The 18,830-nt window shown below is 41.9% G+C and carries 14 protein-coding genes; 4 read left to right on the top strand and 10 right to left on the bottom strand.

Features of this window, described 5'->3' with window-relative positions:
- Positions 1 to 116: 116 nt before the first annotated feature.
- Positions 117 to 419: a hypothetical protein gene (locus HY063_05180; protein ID MBI3501168.1), complete on the bottom strand. Its 303-nt coding sequence runs from the start codon at positions 417 to 419 to the stop codon at positions 117 to 119.
- Positions 420 to 644: 225 nt separating this feature from the next.
- Here HY063_05180 and HY063_05175 point away from each other — a divergent pair, with 225 nt between their 5' ends.
- A complete protein-coding gene (locus HY063_05175) occupies positions 645 to 1,034 on the top strand; it encodes a hypothetical protein (protein MBI3501167.1) in 390 nt (129 codons plus the stop codon).
- A gap of 72 nt (positions 1,035 to 1,106) precedes the next feature.
- Here HY063_05175 and HY063_05170 read toward each other — a convergent pair whose 3' ends face one another.
- On the bottom strand, positions 1,107 to 5,495 hold the full coding sequence (locus tag HY063_05170) for a PKD domain-containing protein (GenBank protein MBI3501166.1): 4,389 nt from the start codon (positions 5,493 to 5,495) through the stop codon (positions 1,107 to 1,109).
- Between the two features lie 266 nt (positions 5,496 to 5,761).
- Positions 5,762 to 6,490, bottom strand: coding sequence for a L,D-transpeptidase family protein (locus tag HY063_05165; protein ID MBI3501165.1), 729 nt, complete (start codon positions 6,488 to 6,490; stop codon positions 5,762 to 5,764).
- Positions 6,491 to 6,648: 158 nt separating this feature from the next.
- Here HY063_05165 and HY063_05160 point away from each other — a divergent pair, with 158 nt between their 5' ends.
- On the top strand, positions 6,649 to 6,999 hold the full coding sequence (locus HY063_05160; GenBank protein ID MBI3501164.1) for a septum formation initiator family protein: 351 nt from the start codon (positions 6,649 to 6,651) through the stop codon (positions 6,997 to 6,999).
- Positions 7,000 to 7,004: 5 nt separating this feature from the next.
- On the opposite strand, the gene HY063_05155 is transcribed toward HY063_05160, so the two are convergent.
- From HY063_05155 to rlmD, 4 genes are all read right to left on the bottom strand, one after another.
- On the bottom strand, positions 7,005 to 8,561 hold the full coding sequence (locus tag HY063_05155) for a methylmalonyl-CoA mutase (protein MBI3501163.1): 1,557 nt from the start codon (positions 8,559 to 8,561) through the stop codon (positions 7,005 to 7,007).
- Between the two features lie 59 nt (positions 8,562 to 8,620).
- Entirely contained in the window at positions 8,621 to 9,790 is a 1,170-nt protein-coding gene (locus tag HY063_05150) for a formimidoylglutamase (GenBank protein ID MBI3501162.1), read from the bottom strand.
- A gap of 99 nt (positions 9,791 to 9,889) precedes the next feature.
- Entirely contained in the window at positions 9,890 to 12,502 is a 2,613-nt protein-coding gene (topA, locus tag HY063_05145) for a type I DNA topoisomerase (protein ID MBI3501161.1), read from the bottom strand.
- A 156-nt stretch (positions 12,503 to 12,658) separates the two neighbouring features.
- Positions 12,659 to 14,056, bottom strand: a complete 1,398-nt coding sequence (rlmD, locus tag HY063_05140) for a 23S rRNA (uracil(1939)-C(5))-methyltransferase RlmD (protein ID MBI3501160.1) — start codon at positions 14,054 to 14,056, stop codon at positions 12,659 to 12,661.
- Positions 14,057 to 14,166: 110 nt separating this feature from the next.
- Between rlmD and rocD the strand changes: the two genes are divergently transcribed.
- Together rocD and HY063_05130 are read left to right on the top strand one after the other, a co-directional pair.
- Positions 14,167 to 15,399, top strand: coding sequence for an ornithine--oxo-acid transaminase (gene rocD / locus HY063_05135; GenBank protein ID MBI3501159.1), 1,233 nt, complete (start codon positions 14,167 to 14,169; stop codon positions 15,397 to 15,399).
- An 81-nt stretch (positions 15,400 to 15,480) separates the two neighbouring features.
- Positions 15,481 to 16,071, top strand: a complete 591-nt coding sequence (locus tag HY063_05130; GenBank protein ID MBI3501158.1) for a hypothetical protein — start codon at positions 15,481 to 15,483, stop codon at positions 16,069 to 16,071.
- A 53-nt stretch (positions 16,072 to 16,124) separates the two neighbouring features.
- Here the strand turns inward: HY063_05130 and HY063_05125 are convergent, their stop codons facing one another.
- Genes HY063_05125 through HY063_05115 form a run of 3 tightly spaced genes read right to left on the bottom strand, consistent with a single transcriptional unit; the run spans position 16,125 to position 18,774 of the window.
- Positions 16,125 to 16,796: a fused MFS/spermidine synthase gene (locus HY063_05125; GenBank protein MBI3501157.1), complete on the bottom strand. Its 672-nt coding sequence runs from the start codon at positions 16,794 to 16,796 to the stop codon at positions 16,125 to 16,127.
- On the bottom strand, positions 16,793 to 17,731 hold the full coding sequence (locus HY063_05120; protein ID MBI3501156.1) for a YihY/virulence factor BrkB family protein: 939 nt from the start codon (positions 17,729 to 17,731) through the stop codon (positions 16,793 to 16,795). Before HY063_05120 ends, HY063_05125 begins: the two co-directional genes overlap by 4 nt.
- Positions 17,732 to 17,775: 44 nt before the next feature.
- Complete coding sequence (locus HY063_05115) at positions 17,776 to 18,774, bottom strand: tryptophan 2,3-dioxygenase (protein MBI3501155.1); 999 nt, start codon at positions 18,772 to 18,774, stop codon at positions 17,776 to 17,778.
- Positions 18,775 to 18,830: the final 56 nt, after the last annotated feature.

Below are 18,830 nucleotides of genomic sequence, written 5' to 3'. Positions count from 1 at the left end.
ATGTTGTTTTCATAGAAGTTCGTTTTGGTGAACCGCTATGATGATTTATTTTGCCCTTGCTATCTCTCTGCCTGATTTTATTTTTTCAACATCTGCTTGTTTATTCCGAATGTTTTTTACCTTTGTTGCGAAAGTCCTAATTCAAACAAAGTTCCATTTCCACTCGCCCCACCATTATTTGTTACACCATAAAACTTACCATTGTTTGCTTCAATCAAACGAATTGCATAATTTGTTATGGTTGCACCTGCATTTCCTTTAATCTTATAAACTGATTTTAGAGTTGTATCGCCAGGATTTATGGAGAAAATTGTTCCGAATTGGTTTCCCCCTGCTGCAGTCATTCCCCAAAGAGTTGGTTGAGCAAGAGAATAAAAGGGAAAAAGAAAAAATAAATAAAAAGTAAATTTTTTTTTCATTCTGCTTGCCTATTAGTTATCGATGATTATTTTTTTGTTCACCATTCCTTCTGAAGTTTTTCCACCAGGGGCGGATCCACCTATGGTGGACAATTGAAGGAAAAAATAAAAATAAACCTTCTTCATGCAAAAATCAAAAATGTTAAACGGTATTGATAAAGAACAAAACCAACCCGCATTTTCCTACGAATATATAATCAAAAAGTTACCGAAAAGTAAGAATTTTTGAGTAGTTATACCGCCAGCATTCGTGCCACTGCCGCCAGCAGTGGTGCGGCAATCGCCAGCGTTCGTACCAACCACGCCACCGTTGGTGCGGCAATCGTCAGCGTTCGTACCAACCACGTCACCGTTGGTACGGCAATCGTCAGCGTTCGTACCAACCACGTCACCGTTGGTACGGCAATCGTCACCGTTCGTACCAACCACGTCACCGTTGGTACGGCAATCGTCAGCGTTCGTACCAACCACGTCACCGTTGGTGCGGCAATCGCCAGCGTTCGTACCAACCACGCCACCGTTGGTACGGCAATCGTCAGCGTTGGTGCGGCAATCGTCAGCGTTGGTACCAACCACGCCAGCGTTGGTACGGCAATTTCCGATTGCGAAAATTAAAACGTCAATTTCCGCCTGATTTGAAGGGTGAAGATAAACTAAGAAAAAATTTGCAGGATTTATTGCATAGAATTACCGCACCACCGTTACGGTGCCCACGTAATCAAATTCCTTATCAAATACGTTTACGAGGTGCACTTTCCATACATACACATCTTCCTGCACGATGGATTCCGAAAGCCCGCCATCCACTTTACCATCCCATAAGCAGGGAACTTCCTGCGGCAATCCTTCGCGCTTGCAGTAGAAAATGCGGTTTCCCCAGCGGTCAAAAATCCACAGTTCAAAATGCTTGATGCCGATTCCTTTTCCGAAGAAAAAGTCATTTGTTCCGTCACCGTTCGGAGAAAAGGCGCTGGGAATGTAAAAGGAGTAGTCGAGAATTTCTATGGGATATTCAATCGTATCGCGGCATCCGTTTTTATCAATCACCGCAAGGGTGATAATGTAAGTGCCGGTATCGGTATAAACGTGCGTGGGATTTTGCATTCCAGAAATGGAATCGCCATCGCCAAACCACCAATTCCATTGCGTAATGTTAACCGCGGATAAATCGGTGAAGGAAGCCATGTCGGAAATTTTGAGCGGTGACTGCGGGTCATATGAAAAATTCGCTATGGGCAGGGCAAACACCACCGCCTGCAGCGTAAGATTGCTCACGCAGCCGTAATTGGAAGTAACCGTAAGCGAAACATTATAGTTGCCAGAATTGCTGAACACGTGCGTAGGATTTTGCAAAGAGGAAGTATTATTAGGCGCAGAACTTGGGTCACCGAAATTCCAACTCCACGAAGAAATATTTCCGTTGCCTATAAACGACAGGTCGGAGAAACTGCTCGGGTTGCCTTTGCACACGCTGTCAGAAACAAACTGCACAACAGGCAAAGGATAAACGGTGATTGCCTGCGTAGTGGTATCCTTGCAGCCCGAACCCGAAGAAGCAATCAGCGTAACGGTATAAGTTCCGTAACCCAAATACGTGAACGAAGGATTCTGCAGGGTGGAAGTGGTGTTCTGCGGGTCACCGAAATTCCATGCCCATTGCGTGGAATTGCCCGAAGTGTTGTTGAACTGCGTAACCGTATTCATGCACATATTCGGAGCGGTGAACGAAGCCACCGGCAGCGAGTTAACGGTTACATTCATGTTGGTAGTGCTCTGGCATCCGTAGTTGGAAGTGGAAGTAAGAATTACAGTATAGGTACCTGCGCCATTACAATAAGTATGACAAGGATTCTGCAGGGTGGAAGTATTGTTGGGGCACGAAGCGTCTCCGAAATTCCAACTCCATGCTGTAATGCTGCCCGCGGCAATAGAGGTCTGGTCGGTAAAGCAGGTGGAATCGCCCGCGCAAACCACACTGGAAACAAAACTTGCCAGCGGAAGCGGGTTCACCGTTACCGGTAGGGTGGTAGTATCCTTGCAGCCGTTTGCATCGGTAACCACAAGCGTGGCAGTATAATTTCCCCAACTGTTATACGTAACAGCAGGGTTCTGCGAACCGGATGAAGACGGATTTGCATTCGGCATGGTCCAGCTCCACTGCGTGGGATTTCCTCCCGATAAATCGGTAAACTGAGTCAGGTTGTTAAAGCAAACCGTGGAAGCGCTGAAAACAGCTGTAGGTTTCGGATTCACGGTAATCAACTGCACCAGGGTATCGGCACATCCCTGCCCGCTCGCCACAATGAGTGTTACCGAATAATTTCCTGCGGTGGTATAGGAATGCGAGGGGCTTTGCTGCGCAGAAGTATTATTGGGTCCCGAATTAGGGTCGCCAAAATTCCAACTCCACGTGCTTGCGCCCACCGATAAATCGGTGAACTGCGTGGCGGGAGTGTTCACGCAAACAGTACTCGAACTGAAGTTCGCATTCGCCTGCGGATAAACGGTAACCGTTTGAGTAATCACCGCAAAACATCCGCCCGGATTTGCAGTTACAGTGAATGACACCACATAATTTCCCGGGTTCGCATAAATATTGGATGGGTTTTGCTGCGTAGAAGTATTTCCATCGCCAAAATTCCAACTCCATGAATTTCCTCCTCCCGAAGATAAATCAGTGAACTGCGTAGGATTTCCGATGCATACGCTGGTGGCGCTGAAGTTTGCAACGGGATTGGGATTCACCGTTACCACCTGCGTAAGGGTGGCAGAGCAATTACCGGGCGATGCAGTTACAACGAGGGTTACATTATAGGTACCCGAAGCGGTATAGGTATGCGAAGGGCTTTGCTGCGTGGAAGTGTTTCCGTCTCCGAAATTCCAACTCCACGAAGTTCCGCCCCCGGTGGATAGGTCGGTAAACTGAATGGCGCTGCCAAGGCAAACCGGAGTAGTAGCGCTGAATGCGGCAACCGGCTGCGGATATACAGTTACAGGAAAAGAAATAGTTGCCGTGCAGCCGCCCGGTCCTGTTACCGTGAGCGTGGCAGTATAATTTCCTGCTGCCGCATACGTATGCGAAGGGCTTTGCTGAATGGAAGTATTTCCATCGCCAAAATTCCAGCTCCACGAACTGCCCCCCCCCGTAGAAAGGTCGGTGAACTGAGTGGCAGTGCCGAGACAAACAGTAGTGGAAGTAAAGTTAGCCACCGGCTGAGGATTTACTGTAATAACATTCGTGATGGTAGAAGTGCATCCGCTGTTATCCGTTACCGTTAATGTAACGGTATATGTTCCCGAAGCAGTGTAGGTATGAACAGGATTTTGCTGGATAGAAGTATTTCCATCGCCAAAATTCCAATTCCAACTGTTAATGGTGCCGGTGGAAGAAGTAGATTGGTCAGTAAAGTTGGTCGGCTGCCCGAGACAAACGGTGTTTGCACTGAATATGGCGCTGGCATTTCCGGTGTTGCCGATAGTAACTGTTGAAACCGAAGTGCAGCCATTGCCGTCTGTTACCGTGCAGGTATAATTTCCGGCAGGCAGCCCTGTGGCAGTAGAAGAATTACCTCCGGTGGGAGACCATACGTAGGTAAACGTTGGCGAGCCGCCTGTAACCGTCACCGATGCGCTTCCGTTCGATTGACTGCAAACAGCGCTATTGGGAGTTGCAGAAGTGGTTATTGCCCCGGTGGAAGAAACAGTTACAGGAACAACCGTAGTACATCCGTTTGCGTCTGTTACCGTACAAGAATAATTTCCGGCAGGAAGATTGTTTGCAGTAGAAGAATTCCCCCCCGTGGGTGCCCATGAATAAGTGTAACCGGGTGAACCGCCTGAAGCAGTCACGGATGCACTTCCGTTGGATTGCCCGCAGGAGGCAGCGGTTGAACTGCCGGAAGCGCTCAGCACGGTGGGTTGAGTGATTGTTACCGTGAGCACCGAAGTGCAGCCGTTGGCATCGGTTACTGTTACATTATAGGAACCGGCACATAAATTATTTGCAGTGCTTGAATTGGAAACATTGGGTGACCATGTATATGTTAAAGGATTAGTGCCTCCTGTTGCAGAAATGCTGGCTGAGCCGGTGCATTGCCCGTTGCATTTAACATTCACATGCGTTTGAGAAAGCGTGGGAGGAGTTTGATTGGTAACAGAAGTAGTTATCCATTGATACGAACCACCGCAGCAAAGCCAGGGAGTGCATCCGCACTGATTATGCTGGTTGCAATTGTGCACGCAGCAGGAATCATACGAGGAAGGAGAGCAGTCAATGTTGCAGCAGCAGGTTCCCATGCAATTACTGCTGGGATATTCGTAGCGCGTTTGCACGTAGGTGCAGCACGAACCGGGACCACCGCTCAGGGTTTGCGTTTGACCGGATGAACAGGAACCCGGAGGAGGAGTTCCTATGCCGGGACATCCGAGAGTTATCGGGAGGTTATCCTTCTTCGCTGTTTCCGGATGCTCATCGCCATTAATTTTTTCCTGCAGTGTCGCCTCGTTTCCTTCGTTGGTAATTTTTTTAGGAGACACATCTATTTGTATAAAGGGCGCAGGCGAGGGCTGGTCAACCATTTTTCTATAGTTCCAGAAGAAATCAAAGTTGCGCACTCCGCTGTAAGAAATGGTTCCATCCATCCACGAAAATTTTATGCGGTAATGCCATTGATAACTTTTATTGTTCAACATGAAATCAGGAATCAACTGGTTGTAAATGTATCTGCCTGCTCCTGTTTCTGTCGTGTAAAGCAACCGGTTGTAAGGGTCTGTATCCACTTTATCACTTTCTTCTTTGGATAAAGTCATCAGGTCGGTTAGTTTAACGGAAGGGTCGTGCGTAATGAGCGGAGAATAATTTATGCCGTCTTCGCTGCGCTCAAGCGTAAATGCTTTCAGCGATGCATCTTGTTTGGGCTCCCACACCAGATGCACATCGGTGAAGTTATGCACGCCTAAGAAAAAGAAAAACCCGTCCTTGTCCTGGAAGTATTCTTTGCCTCCGTGTGCGAAGGAAACGAAATGCGCGAAACAAAAAACAAGGGAAGAAAAAACTGCTTTGTAAAAACCTTTCATGCTTTTTTTGTTGGATGATTGTTTAATGGTTTTAGTCAAAAGACGTAGGAAATTATAGATGGTTGCCTGCGTAAAAAAATATTTGCAAAGGTAATCCTTAACACTATTTTTCAAATTCAATTTATGAACAAAAAATTTCAGCAACAAATTACTTTGTAAAATAAAAACATTTATTTGAATTCGCCTACGAGTGAGGAGATATTTTAGACGAATGAGGTTATTTCTTCGACCAATGAAGTATAATCGTAGACGGTTTTAGGAGCGTTTTAGTAGAACGAGTACTCTCCGTTGTTCAAAACTTTGACGGAGGGAAGTGTTTTCGCAGATTCGAAATACGCATAGCCCTTCTGAATATTTTTCCAGAACGCAAGATGCTGCGGATATTTTTCTCCGTATAATTTCATGTTCTCTTCGCTCATGCGGAACGGAAACAGGTGAACGGGAATTTTTCCTCCGTTCGATTTTGCTTCCACCGCCATCACATACACTTCTTTTATTTTATCATCGGTAATGGGCATGCAGCCGATGGTTACGCAGTTGCCGTGAATGAAAATATCTCCGCCAAGATTTTTTTTCTCGCCAAGAATTTTATCCGATGCATTCGGATAACTCACGCCCAGCGATAAATAAAAATTGCTGGAAGGATTGAAGCGCTCTATCTCGTAAAAACCTTCGGGCACCTGCCCGTCTCCTTGTTTTCGCTTCGGTCCAAGTTCGCCCGAAGAAGAACAAATAGAATATGTTTTTATCAACTCATATTTCTCCTGCTTGTTCTTTGCCCAGATTTCAAGTTGCGCTTCTTGCTTGAAGGCGCGGATGAAAATGCCGGCAGCAGAAAGTTCAATTCCCTTGGCAGAAAATAATTCCTTCATTGCTTTTTCTTTTTCCTCATAGGCGGTTTTCACCCTTGGAAATTTTTGCTGCTGTGATTTGAATGAATCAGTCATGAACGCGAAAGAAAAAATTAAGAGCGAAGATATAAATGCGGGCTTCATGTTTTTCTGTTTATACGGAAGATTGGAAGTTTGAATGGTGGAAGAATGATAAACATCCAATCTTCCAACCTTCCACTCTTCCATTGCTGTTAACTATTTTGTTTAAAAGTATAACTATTCCTCTTGTCAAAGATTGTTTCCTACACTACTTTTGTTTTATGGGGAAGAAGAAATTTGCAGGAAAGAAAGTTCTCTCGCTGTTCTGGAATAAGTATTTCATTACGCTGGCGGCAGTAATTGTGTGGACGGGCTTCTTCGATAAAAATGATTTCATGTCGCAATACGAACTGAAGCAGAAATTAAAACAACTGAGAACAGACGAAAAATATTACCTCGATGAAATTACAAAAAGCAAAACAGAGATGAAGGAACTGCGCACTAATCCTGCCGACCTTGAAAAATTTGCGCGCGAAAAATACCTGATGAAAAAAGACAACGAGGAAATTTTTGTGATTGTGAAGGACAGCTCTAAGACAACTAAATCTGCAAATACAGTTGCTGCTCTGTAAAAATTCTATTTGTACTCCCCAAACACCTTCCTGAGCACATCGGCAATCTCTCCCAGCGTGGCGTAACTCTCCACCGCTTCAAGAACGAAAGGCATGAGGTTCTTTGTTCCGCGAGCGGCTTCTCCAATTTTTGCAAGCGCGGCTGTTACTTTTGAATTATCTCTTTTCGCTCTTATGCTCTTTATTTTCTCAACCTGCAAACTTCTTACCGATTCATCCACCGAAAAAACTTCTCCCTGCGGCTTTTCTTCCACCGTGAACTTATTTACGCCCACAATTATTTTTTCGCCTTTCTCAATTTTATCCTGATACTCATACGAAGAACGGGCAATCTCATTCTGCATATAACCCTGCTCAATGGCGGAGACCGAACCGCCTATCGCATCAATCCTGCGGATGTATTCCCATGCTTTCGCTTCCACTTCATTGGTTAATTCCTCTATGAAATACGAGCCGCCCAGCGGGTCAACCGTATCAGCAACTCCGCTTTCATAAGCAATAATCTGCTGCGTGCGCAGCGCAATGCGCGCGGCTTCTTCGGTGGGCAAACTCAATGCTTCATCATAACCATTTGTGTGCAGCGACTGCGTTCCGCCAAGTACAGCACTGAGCGCCTGAACTGTTACACGCACAATATTAGTATGCGGCTGCTGCGCGGTGAGCGTGCTTCCGCCTGTTTGCGTGTGAAAGCGGAGGAGCATGGCGCGTTCATCCGTTGCACCGAGTTCTTTGGTAATCTTCGCCCACATTCTTCGCGCAGCGCGGAACTTGGCGGCTTCTTCAAACAAATTATTGTGCGCGTTAAAGAAGAAAGAAATCCGTTTTGCAAAAACATTGATGTCTAACTTTCGCTCGAGCGCGGCTTTCAGATATGTCTTCCCGTTTGCAAGCGTGAAAGCAAGTTCCTGCACAGCGGTTGCGCCTGCTTCGCGAATGTGATAACCCGAAACAGAAATGGTGTTCCACTTCGGAATTTCCTTTGCGCAGTATTCAAAAATATCGGTGATGATGCGCATGCTTGCTTTAGGCGGATAGATGTATGTTCCGCGCGCGGCATATTCTTTCAGCAAATCATTCTGAACGGTGCCGGATATTTTTTTTAAGTCAGCGCCCTGCTTTTTCGCCAGCGCAATGTACATGGCAAGTAAAATGGATGCGGTGGAATTAATCGTCATGGAAGTGGTGATTTCTTCGAGACGAATTCCATCAAAAAGAATTTCCACATCCGCCAGCGAATCAATTGCCACGCCTGATTTTCCCACTTCGCCTTCGGCAAGCGCATGGTCGCTGTCATAGCCGATTTGCGTTGGCAAATCAAACGCAACGGATAATCCCGTTGTGCCGTGCGCTAATAAATATTTATACCGCTTGTTTGATTCCTCGGCAGTAGCAAATCCGGAATACTGGCGCATGGTCCACAACTTTCCGCGATACATATCATTCTGAATGCCGCGGGTGAAGGGAAATTTTCCTGCCTCTTCTCCGTCCCGATAGCTATCGGGAGAATAGATTCTCTTTATCTCAATTCCGGAATCGGTGCAGAATTTTTTTTCGGAGGACATGGGGAGCAAAGATAGGAAGAAAGAAAAGCAGGTAAATTAATTTGCGAGAAGAAAAAATATCAGGTCAGCTTCTGATACGTCTGCCACCAGCGGTCAGGCATTTCTTCTTTGGTGGCTTCTTCGTAGTCCTTATAGGAACAGGGCACTAAACACTGGCGCTCGAACTTTAATTTCTTTTGTGTAGGATACGGAACTTCCATCCACCACCGGTCCGAGCGTTTTGATTTGTAAAAAATAATTTCGTTTTTATTTTCTTTAATCGAAACTCTGTACTTGAGGTAATCCGATTTTTTACGGAACGGGAAATCCTGGTAGCGCTTGTAATATCCTTCTATGAAATACCAAATCATCTGCGCAAGCAGATGCGCGGTTTGCCCGCGTTTATCTTTTGCCGGATTCATTTCAAAAAATCCAATTGCGCCAAGTTTGTCGCTCAGCCCTGCATAGCGCGTAATCTGGCAAGCTTCTTCCCCGTAAAACCCGTTTGGAGTTGCGTTGCCGTTACCGGGCGCATCGCTCATTCGGATTGAAGACATATCAAACGAAAGTAAATCCGCGTGGCGTACAATCGGCTCCACTTCTTCCATGTTGCTCCGCACCTGCCCCAAACGGTACGCATCAAAATATAATTTATGAAAGAGGTCAATTTCTTTTTGCGCCACGAAATAAGTTTGATAACCAATGTTGCTGTAATTAAAAAGTATGTTCGGCTGGTGAAGAATTATTTTTCCCACGTAAGCCGAAGAATTAAATTCAGAATCCGGTCCGCCAATATCAAACTTGGCATCCACATCCACTAAATTTATTGTCGGTTCAAGTTTATCAAACGCTTTGTACATAGGGAAAGTCAAATCCTGCCCGCCTCCAATCACAATCGGAATGATTTTATTTTTCATCAGCTCGTGGCAAACACTCGTGAGCGCGAAGTAAGAATCCTTCACAGCATGACCTTGTTTAATATTTCCCAGGTCAGCAATTTTCGCTTTATATTTTCCTTTGAAAAGATTGTAGAGATACGGACGCACCGCGTTTGCGGACTGTCCGCTTCCTTCGTTGTTCACCGCTCTGCGCTCTTCCTCCACTCCGATTATTGCAAGATGAATTCCTTTCAATTCAGGATAGGATTTTCCGTCAACAAATTTTTTTATTGCCGCGCCCAGAGAATTTTCTGCGGGCTGCCCCATGATTTCAGAATTTACCGGGGCGAGGAATTGAAAAATGTCTTCCATCAAATTTTTGCTTGAGCAAAGCAAATTTAACTCACCCGCCATTGCGAGCGAAGCGAAGCAATCTCAGTTATCAACAGGAAGTTTTTGAAAAGGGAAGAATTATTTCCTCTTGGCAAATTTTCTTTTCGCCTTCACCACTCTCAGCTTTGGTTTTGATGGAGCAGGTTTCTTGGTCTTCTTTTGAATTTTGACTTTTGGCTCTTTTGTATTTTTTGCCAACTGCTTACTATCAACTGCCGCTTTGGCTTTCTTTCCTTTCTTAATTCCCGCAATCTGCAAACATTCTTCGAGTGTAAGTTCAGTTGGCTCTTTATCTTTTGGAATCCGAAAAAACTTTTTTCCCGATTGCACGGAAGGATTTTTCCAGCGGTCATACACTACTTTCACGCGCCTGTCTTCTTCCCAGCTTTTAATATGCTTGGCGGCATCTTTCTCCGCTTTTATTTTTACAATCGGAATTGCTTCTTCAAGGGAAATAAGAAAAGGGTCGTATTGTTTCGAGAGAGAAGCATTCGTATTTCCCCACTTCAAATAATTTCCGAAAAATCCTTTTGCGGCAATAATTTCTTTTCCTTCATACTCTCCAACTTTTCTCGGCAAGCGCGGACCGGTAATAATTTCTATAGTGCGTTCCAGCGTTACAGAATACGGGTCTTCAGTTTTCGGAAGAGAAATATATTCTTCGCCATACTTTATATAAGGACCAAACCTGCCTATGCTCACCACAATTTCTTTCGCATCGTGCGCGCCAAGCGTGCGCGGAAGTTTGAAAAGGTCGAGCGCATCTTCGAGCGTGATGGTATCAATCATTTGTCCTTTGCGCATCGAAGCATACAAAGGTTTTTGTTTGTCATCCTGATGACCAATCTGCGCCATCGGTCCGAATCTTCCCACGCGTACAAGAACCGGTCTCCCTGATTTCGGATCTTTTCCCAAAATCCTTTCTCCTGATGCGCGCTCGGATTCTTCCGCAGTTTTTTCCACGTCTTTGTGAAACGGAACATAAAATTCCTTCAGCATTTCTTTCCACGACATTTTTCCTTCTGCGATTTCGTCAAACTCTTCTTCGACTCTCGCGGTGAACTGGTAATCCATTACGTTTGGAAAATAAAGTTGAAGAAAGTCATTTACAATAATTCCGATATCGGTCGGATAAAGTTTTCCCTTTTCTGCTCCTGTGATTTCTATATTTGTTTTCGCAGAGATAGTACCATCTTTAAGTAGAAGTGAATTATACTTTCTTTCTTTTCCTTCGCGCGGCTCTTTCACCACATAATTTCTTTTCACGATGGTAGAAATTGTTGGGGCATATGTAGAAGGCCTGCCGATTCCAAGCGACTCTAACTTTTTCACCAGACTCGCCTCTGTGTATCTCGATGGCGGCTGAGTGAATCGCTGCGTTGCGGAAATTTCCTGCATCAAAACATTTTGACCAACCGTTACTGCGGGAAGAATTCCTTCTTCGTTTTCTTCTTCTTCATCGCTGGATTCCATATATACTTTCAAAAATCCATCGAACAAAATAATTTCTCCGAGAGCGAGAAATTCATTTTCGGTTTTGTTTTGTGAAATGGTTATCGTTGTTTTTTCCAATTCCGCATCCGCCATTTGCGAGGCCACAGTTCTTTTCCAGATGAGTTCGTATAATTTCCGTTGGCGGTCATCATCGGTATCAATCGTGCGGTTGGCAAGAAATGTCGGACGAATTGCTTCGTGCGCTTCCTGTGCGCTTGCAGATTTGGTTGTGTATTGTCTTTTCTTCCAGTGATTTTCTCCGAACAAACGGTTGATTTCATTGCGCGCGGCATTCAATGCAAAGCCCGAAAGATTCACAGAGTCCGTTCGCATGTAAGTAATTTTTCCATCCTCGTACAAACCTTGCGCAACACGCATTGTTTGTAAAACAGAGAAGCCAAGTTTTCTGCTTGCTTCTTGTTGCAAAGTTGAAGTGGTGAATGGCGCAGCGGGAGTGCGCTTCGAAGGTTTCTTCTCAATATTTTTTATCGTGAAGTTCGCACCATTTAATTTTTCAAGAAGTTGTTTTGCTTCTTCTTCCGTTTTTAATTTTTCAGAAAGTTCCGCTTTGAAAGAAGTTGTTTTTCCGTTTTCATCCGTCACAGAAAAAATTCCTGCTACCTTATAATATGTAGAAACTTCAAACTCGTTTATTTCACGCTCGCGCTCAACCAATAATCTTACAGAAACCGATTGCACTCTTCCTGCGGAAAGTGACGGGCGGACTTTTTTCCAGAGAATAGGAGAAAGTTCGTAGCCAACTAATCGGTCGAGAATTCTTCGCGCCTGCTGCGCGTCAACCAAATTTTTATCAATCGTGCGCGGATTTGCAAAAGCTTCTTGTATCGCTGTCTTCGTGATTTCGTGATAAACTATTCTGCGGGTTTTTTTTTCGCTGAGCCCAAGTGCCTCGTGCAAATGCCAGGCAATGGCTTCTCCTTCGCGGTCTTCGTCTGTCGCGAGCCAAACAATCTGTGAATCTTTCGCAAGCTTTTTCAGTTCACTCACAACTTGTCTTTTCTCAGAAGAAATTTCATAAGCGGGTTCAAATCCTTTTTTCACATCAACTCCCATTTCTTTTTTAGGCAAATCGCGGATGTGACCTACGCTGGATTTTACAATATATTCTTCCCCCAAAAACTTTCCGATTGTTTTTGCTTTGGCTGGCGACTCAACAATTACAAGATTTTTTCCCATAAATAATTTGCAAAGGAAAACATTTTTTTCTTACAAAACTTTTTCAGATTTTTCAAAGGAGATTTTCTCCTATGAAAAACGGCACTAAAAATAATTTTAAAATTGATAATAAATTTGCTTTGTAAAACTTTTCTCAACGAAAAAATAATGTCGGAATTATTTTGTTCTAAGCTGAGCTACACTTTCAACGTGCGCGGTATGGGGAAACATATCCACAGGTTGAACTTTTGCAACAGAATATTTTTCCGCAAGAATGGAAATATCTCTTGCCTGAGTTGCAGGATTGCAACTTACATAAACTATTTTTTCAGGATTTATTTCTAAAAAAAATTTTGTTACATCTTCGTGCATTCCGGCACGCGGAGGGTCAGTAATGATTACATCGGGTTTTCGGTGAACAGAAATAAAATCATCATTCAAAATATCTTTTATATCTCTTGAAAAAAACTCTGTGTTAGAAATATTGTTGATTTGAGAATTTATTTTCGCGTCATCAATCGCTTCCGAAATATATTCAATACCGATTATTTTTTTTGCATTGCGCGCAACAAAGTTTGCAATCGTTCCTGTTCCCGTATATAAATCATAAACTATTTCATTTCCTTTTAGTTCTGCAAATTCTCTCGTCACCTTATAAAGTTCGTATGCCTGCGAAGAGTTTGTTTGAAAAAAAGATTTAGGGCTGATTCGAAATTTTAATCCTTCCATTTCTTCCTCAATGAAATCTTTCCCCGAAAAAGTTTTTACTTCCAAATCAAAAATGGAATCATTCTTTTTGGAATTAATTACATATTGCAAAGAAATTATCTCTGGAAATTTTTTCTGAATATGTTTCAATAATTTTTCTCTCGCGATTTTATCTTCATAAAAAAATACAACAATCACCATCCATTCGCTTATAGAAGTGTTTCTTATTATAAGGTTGCGGAGAAAACCGGTTTGTTTTCGAATATCAAAGAATTCTAATTTATTTTCGAGCGCATACTTTTTTACTTCAAGTCGAATCGCATTCGATGGTTCTTCCTGCAAATGACATTTTTCAATATCCAAAACTTTGTCAAATAATTTTGGAATATGAAACCCGAGCGCTGAATGAGAAAGCAAATCTGAAGTTGAGTCGGAAGACAATTTTAAATTCAATTCATCTTTCGTCAGCCATTTTTTATTGGAAAAAGTAAATTCAAGTTTATTGCGGTAGTTATAAATATTTTTTGAAGGAATGATTGGAAGGATAGAAGTTTTAATTTTTGCAAGACGATTCATTGCATCTTCCACATATTTCTGCTTGAAAAATAATTGCGTTTCATAATTCAGATTTTGCCATTTGCATCCTCCGCAAGTTCCAAAATGTTTGCAAGTAGGTTCAACTCTTTTCTCAGAATATTTTTGATACTGAATTATTTTTCCTTCGCGGTAATTACTTTTCTTCTTAGTGATTTCAATATCCACCACATCTCCCGGCACAGCAAAATCAATAAAGCAGACAATATTATTTACGCGACCGATTCCTTTTCCTTCGGTGCTGATGTCAAAAATTTCTACGCTCTGAAAAATTTGTTTTGATTTCACACAGCAAAGTTAGCAGTATAAGTTTTGTATATTCGCTCCGAAAAATTACGGAGTCCGCCTTTCAGTGGACAATCCGATTTTGGAAAATGGAAACAATGACTGAAAAATTCCGCGCAGAAAAATTAATGGAGTTAGAGAATCGCTATGGCGCTCACAACTATCATCCGCTTCCGGTTGTGCTTGACAGAGGAGAAGGAGTTTTTGTTTGGGATATTGACGGAAAGAAATATTTTGATTTTCTTTCTGCTTACTCTGCCGTTAATCAAGGTCACTGTCATCCGAAAATTATTTCCGCGTTAACCGAACAGGCAAAAAAACTAACGCTTACTTCTCGCGCTTTTTATAATTCTTCGCTGGGCGAATACGAAAAATTTATCACGCAGTATTTCGGTTACGATAAAGTTCTTCCTGCCAATACAGGCGCGGAAGGAGTTGAAACCGCAATGAAACTTTGCCGCAAATGGGCATATGAAAAAAAGGGAATCGCTGCGAACGAAGCAAAAATAATTGTTTGCGAAGGAAATTTTCACGGAAGAACTATTTCTATTATTTCCGCTTCCACCGACCCGGATGCGAAAAATAATTTTGGTCCGTTCACTCCGGGAATTGTTGTTATACCTTATAATGATGTTGAAGCGCTTGCAAATGCTCTGAAAGATAAAAACGTTGCAGGATTTTTAGTTGAACCCGTACAGGGTGAGCTTGGAGTTTTTATTCCTGATGATGGTTATCTCGCAAAATGTTTTGACCTCTGTAAAAAAGCAAATGTACTTTTCATTGCCGATGAAATTCAAACAGGCCTTGGCAGAACCGGAAAACGTTTATGCTGCGACCATGAAAATGTTCATCCCGATATTTTAATTCTGGGAAAAGCATTATCGGGTGGAACAATTCCGGTTTCCGCAGTTCTTGCTGATGATGAAATTATGCTTTGCATAAAACCGGGCGAGCATGGTTCCACTTACGGAGGAAATTCTCTTGCGTGCAGAGTAGCAATTACTTCCATAAAAGTTCTGGAAGAAGAAAACCTCTATGAAAATTCTTTTCACTTGGGAAAAATTCTTTTAGATGAATTGAAAAAAATTCAAAATGAAAGAGATGACATGATATTAACAATACGCGGCAAAGGTTTATTCTGCGCTATCGAAATCAGGGAGAGAAAAAACAAAACCGCGTGGGAGCTTTGCATTGCATTGATGGAAAACGGATTGCTCGCAAAACCAACGCATGGAAATATTATCCGCCTTGCGCCTCCGCTCATTATCACCGAAGCGCAGCTGAAAGAATGCACCGATATTTTGTGCAAAACAATTTTTTCCTTCGAGTGAAAAAATAATTTTTCCGCTTTCATTCTTTTCTATATTTATGGGATTAAAAAATCAACATTAATTAAATTTAAATTCCAGTGTATGAAAGCAAACTTAATTCTGGTGGGAACAGTCGGGCTGTTTTGTTTCACGGCCTGCAGCAATGGTCCCGGTGAGGAAATCCAAAAGAACATCGCCAATTTTGAAACGTCATGGAGTGAATTCACGAAACAGGCTACTGAATGGTCGGCAGATTTGAAAACAAGCATGAAGGAAGATGAAGAGCATTGCGGAAAAATGGAAAATGAAGTAAGCGCAATGTCGGATGAAAAATGCAAAACGATCTGCTCTTCCGCTTATACCGCATGCAAATCGGACAAAGAAAAATACGCAGGCATGTGGAAGGACTGGGAAACAATGAAAAGTGAAATTGAAAATCTGCAAACGCAATTTGCCGCTTGGAAAGATAAAGTTATGAAAGGCGGAATTGACAAAAGTGAAACGCAAAAATCGTTAGGCGAATGGTATGAAAAAAAATCAACGATGGAGAGCAAACTCAGCGAATGGAGCAATGCCATCATAACTTATAAATCCGATTGCCAGAAACACATGTTAAGTTGCATCGATGCCTGTAACAGCATTATGGAATCCATGTCAAAAAATCAAGACAAAGGAAAATCTAAAAAAGGATAACACCATTTCAATAAATATAAGAAATGCCTGATTCGATTTTGAGTCGGGCTGTTTTATTTCTGTGAAACGAAAACCCAGTTTTCAGTTTGCTGTGCAAAAATCCTGCACCATTCGGTTTTTCCTGCCAGAGAATTTAAATCCTTAAAAAGTTTTGCACCTTTATCCCGTATTTTTTCATTGTGAATGACAAGATTGAAAAATAAAATTCCTTTTTCCGAGAGAAGATTTCCGGTTTGAGAAATAAATTTTTCTTCTGTAAATTTTTCAGGAACATTTAAATCAATAAATATATCTATCACTATCAAATCAAATCTTTGATTGCACCGAAAAACAAACTCATATGCATCCTCACGGTGAAGGGTTAAATTTTTGTACTTATTAAGAGAAAAATATTTTTCTGCGAGTTCAATCACCACTTCATCATTTTCCACTCCGGTGATTTTAATTTCTTTTTTGTATTCTTCCTGCAGAATGCTTGCTACACTTCCGGTTCCGAAACCAAGAATTAAAACTTTTTTTATTTCTCTTTTGTTAATTTCAAATTGAGCAAACACTTTTTGGAAAACTTTATGCAATCCTCCGAAAGAATAATTTACGTGCGCAGAATCCAAAACATATTTTCCATTCGCGTAAAGCACTTCGAGATTCCCGCTCACTTTGCTTTTTCGTTGTTCAATGGAATGAGCAAAAAGAAAACTGCTGAGAAACCTTACTAAATTTTTCACTCGGGAATTGCTTCTTCTAATGATTTCTTATTTCGCTTGGCTTCGAGAATGCTTACGTTCAAATCAAATCCAATCAGAATCACCATTGCGTTAAAATAAATCCAAAGCAAAACAACTATGAGCGTTCCGATGGAACCGTAAAGTTTATTGTATTTGCCAAAGTGATTTATGTAATACGTAAAACCCAATGAAGTAATGATGGATAAAATAGTTGCGAGCATGGAACCGGCAGAAGCAAATTTCCATCCGGATTTTCTTGAAGGCCCCAAATAAAAAGTAAACGAGATGAGCGAATAAAAAAGTGTGAACACAATAAGCCACCGCCCGATTTGTATAAGATGAAATAAAAATTCTCCGCGGTGAAAAATTTTATTCAAAACAATTTCGCTGCCGATAATCAGCGCTATGGCGAGCGTCATTAAAAAAGTGCAGATGATAACAAGATAAAGAGAAACTATTCGCTGCTGAATCCAATTGCGTGTTTCAATCTGGTGATGCGTAGCATTGAAAGCAGTAATGAGCGCGCTGAAACCGTTCGTGGAAAAATAAAGCGCCATCACAAACCCAACCGAGAGCAAACCTCCGCGCTGATTTTTAACAATGTCTTCAATCGTTTCACGCGTGGCTTCATAGGCATTCGTAGGCATTACATTCGCAAGCAAATCGAGAAGTTGGTCTTGAAAATTTGCAATGGGTATATAAGGAATAACCGTGAAGACAAAAATAATACTCGGAAAAATTGCCAGAAAAAAACTGAATGCTACTGCAGAAGCGCGCATAGGAAGAGCGCCCTTTGTAATTGCATTCCAGAAAAAACCCGATACATCGTAGAGCGGAAGATGTTCAAAGCCGGGCAAAATAATTTTTCGGGAATTTCTAACAATAAAAGTTACAACGGCTGAACTTGCGAGTAACTGAAGAAGTCGAAACCACATGATTGATTAGATTACACCGATATATAAAAAATTATTTCTAAAAATTATTTTTTCAGTGCATTAAGAACCCCCGGCTTTCCCCATTCATTTTTTTCTTCTTCGCTCCAGAGTTCGAGATAAAAAATTCTTTTCTGAAATCGTGGAGGCAAATATTTCTGCCAGTTGGTTCCGCCTGTAGCGGCAATGTGTTTTTCATCTTGCTGCAAATACCGCACGGCAGATTTCAAATGAATGAGCGGCCAGAAAACATTTACATTTAAATCTAAATTCTTAAGTGCATTTATAACGTCCGCATTTTTCTGGTCGTTAGCAGAAAGTGATTTATACTTCGCCCAGATATTTTTAGTTTGATATTCTTTTGCAAGAGAAATAAATTTTTTAGAATACTTTTTCTCAAATTGTTTCAGGGTAAGGGTTTTCTTTCCTGTTGCAAGTTCTGTTGCGCCTTGTTTCCAGTAAATATGTTCATACATTTCTTCGAAAGAAGAATTTTTATTTTCAAATTTTTTTCTGACTTCTTTATCTACCAGCCGGATAAAATCTGTAGAACAAATTTCAATCATGCGGTATTGCGCGCTTTGAAATCCGCTGGCGGGGAGGAGCGTCATTCTATAGGAAAGAAATTGCTGCGGCTCCATTCCATCTACCATGATGTCAAATGATTTTGTGAGCGCTTCAAAATATCTGTTGATGCGATTAACTCTTTCGATAAAAAATTTCACATCCAGTTTTTCATTCCATCCTAAATCTTCTCCGTTCGGCATTACTTTTTTTCCGTTGTTGGCAATCTGGTCAAACTCGTGAAGTGAAAGTTTAAAATACAATTCCGTTATCTGGTGATAGATGATAAAAATTAATTCATCGGGAAAATCTGTTTTCGGATTTTGTAGCGAGAGCAAAGTGTCCACATGCGTGTAATCCCAGTAAGTAAGATAATTTGAAATGAGAAGACCATCGAGATAATTGGTCATGCTCTGTCCCATCGCCTCGTACTTTTCGTTCAGCTTTTTCAGGCGTTCAATAATTTCAGGAGTAAGTTCCATAAATCTTCGAAAAACGAATTTGCGCGAAAGTACGAAAGAATAATAAAAAGAAATTT

Source organism: Bacteroidota bacterium, from assembly GCA_016195025.1.
GTDB lineage: Bacteria > Bacteroidota > Bacteroidia > Palsa-948 > Palsa-948 > Palsa-948.
This window is presented reverse-complemented; position numbering and strand designations above follow the sequence as displayed.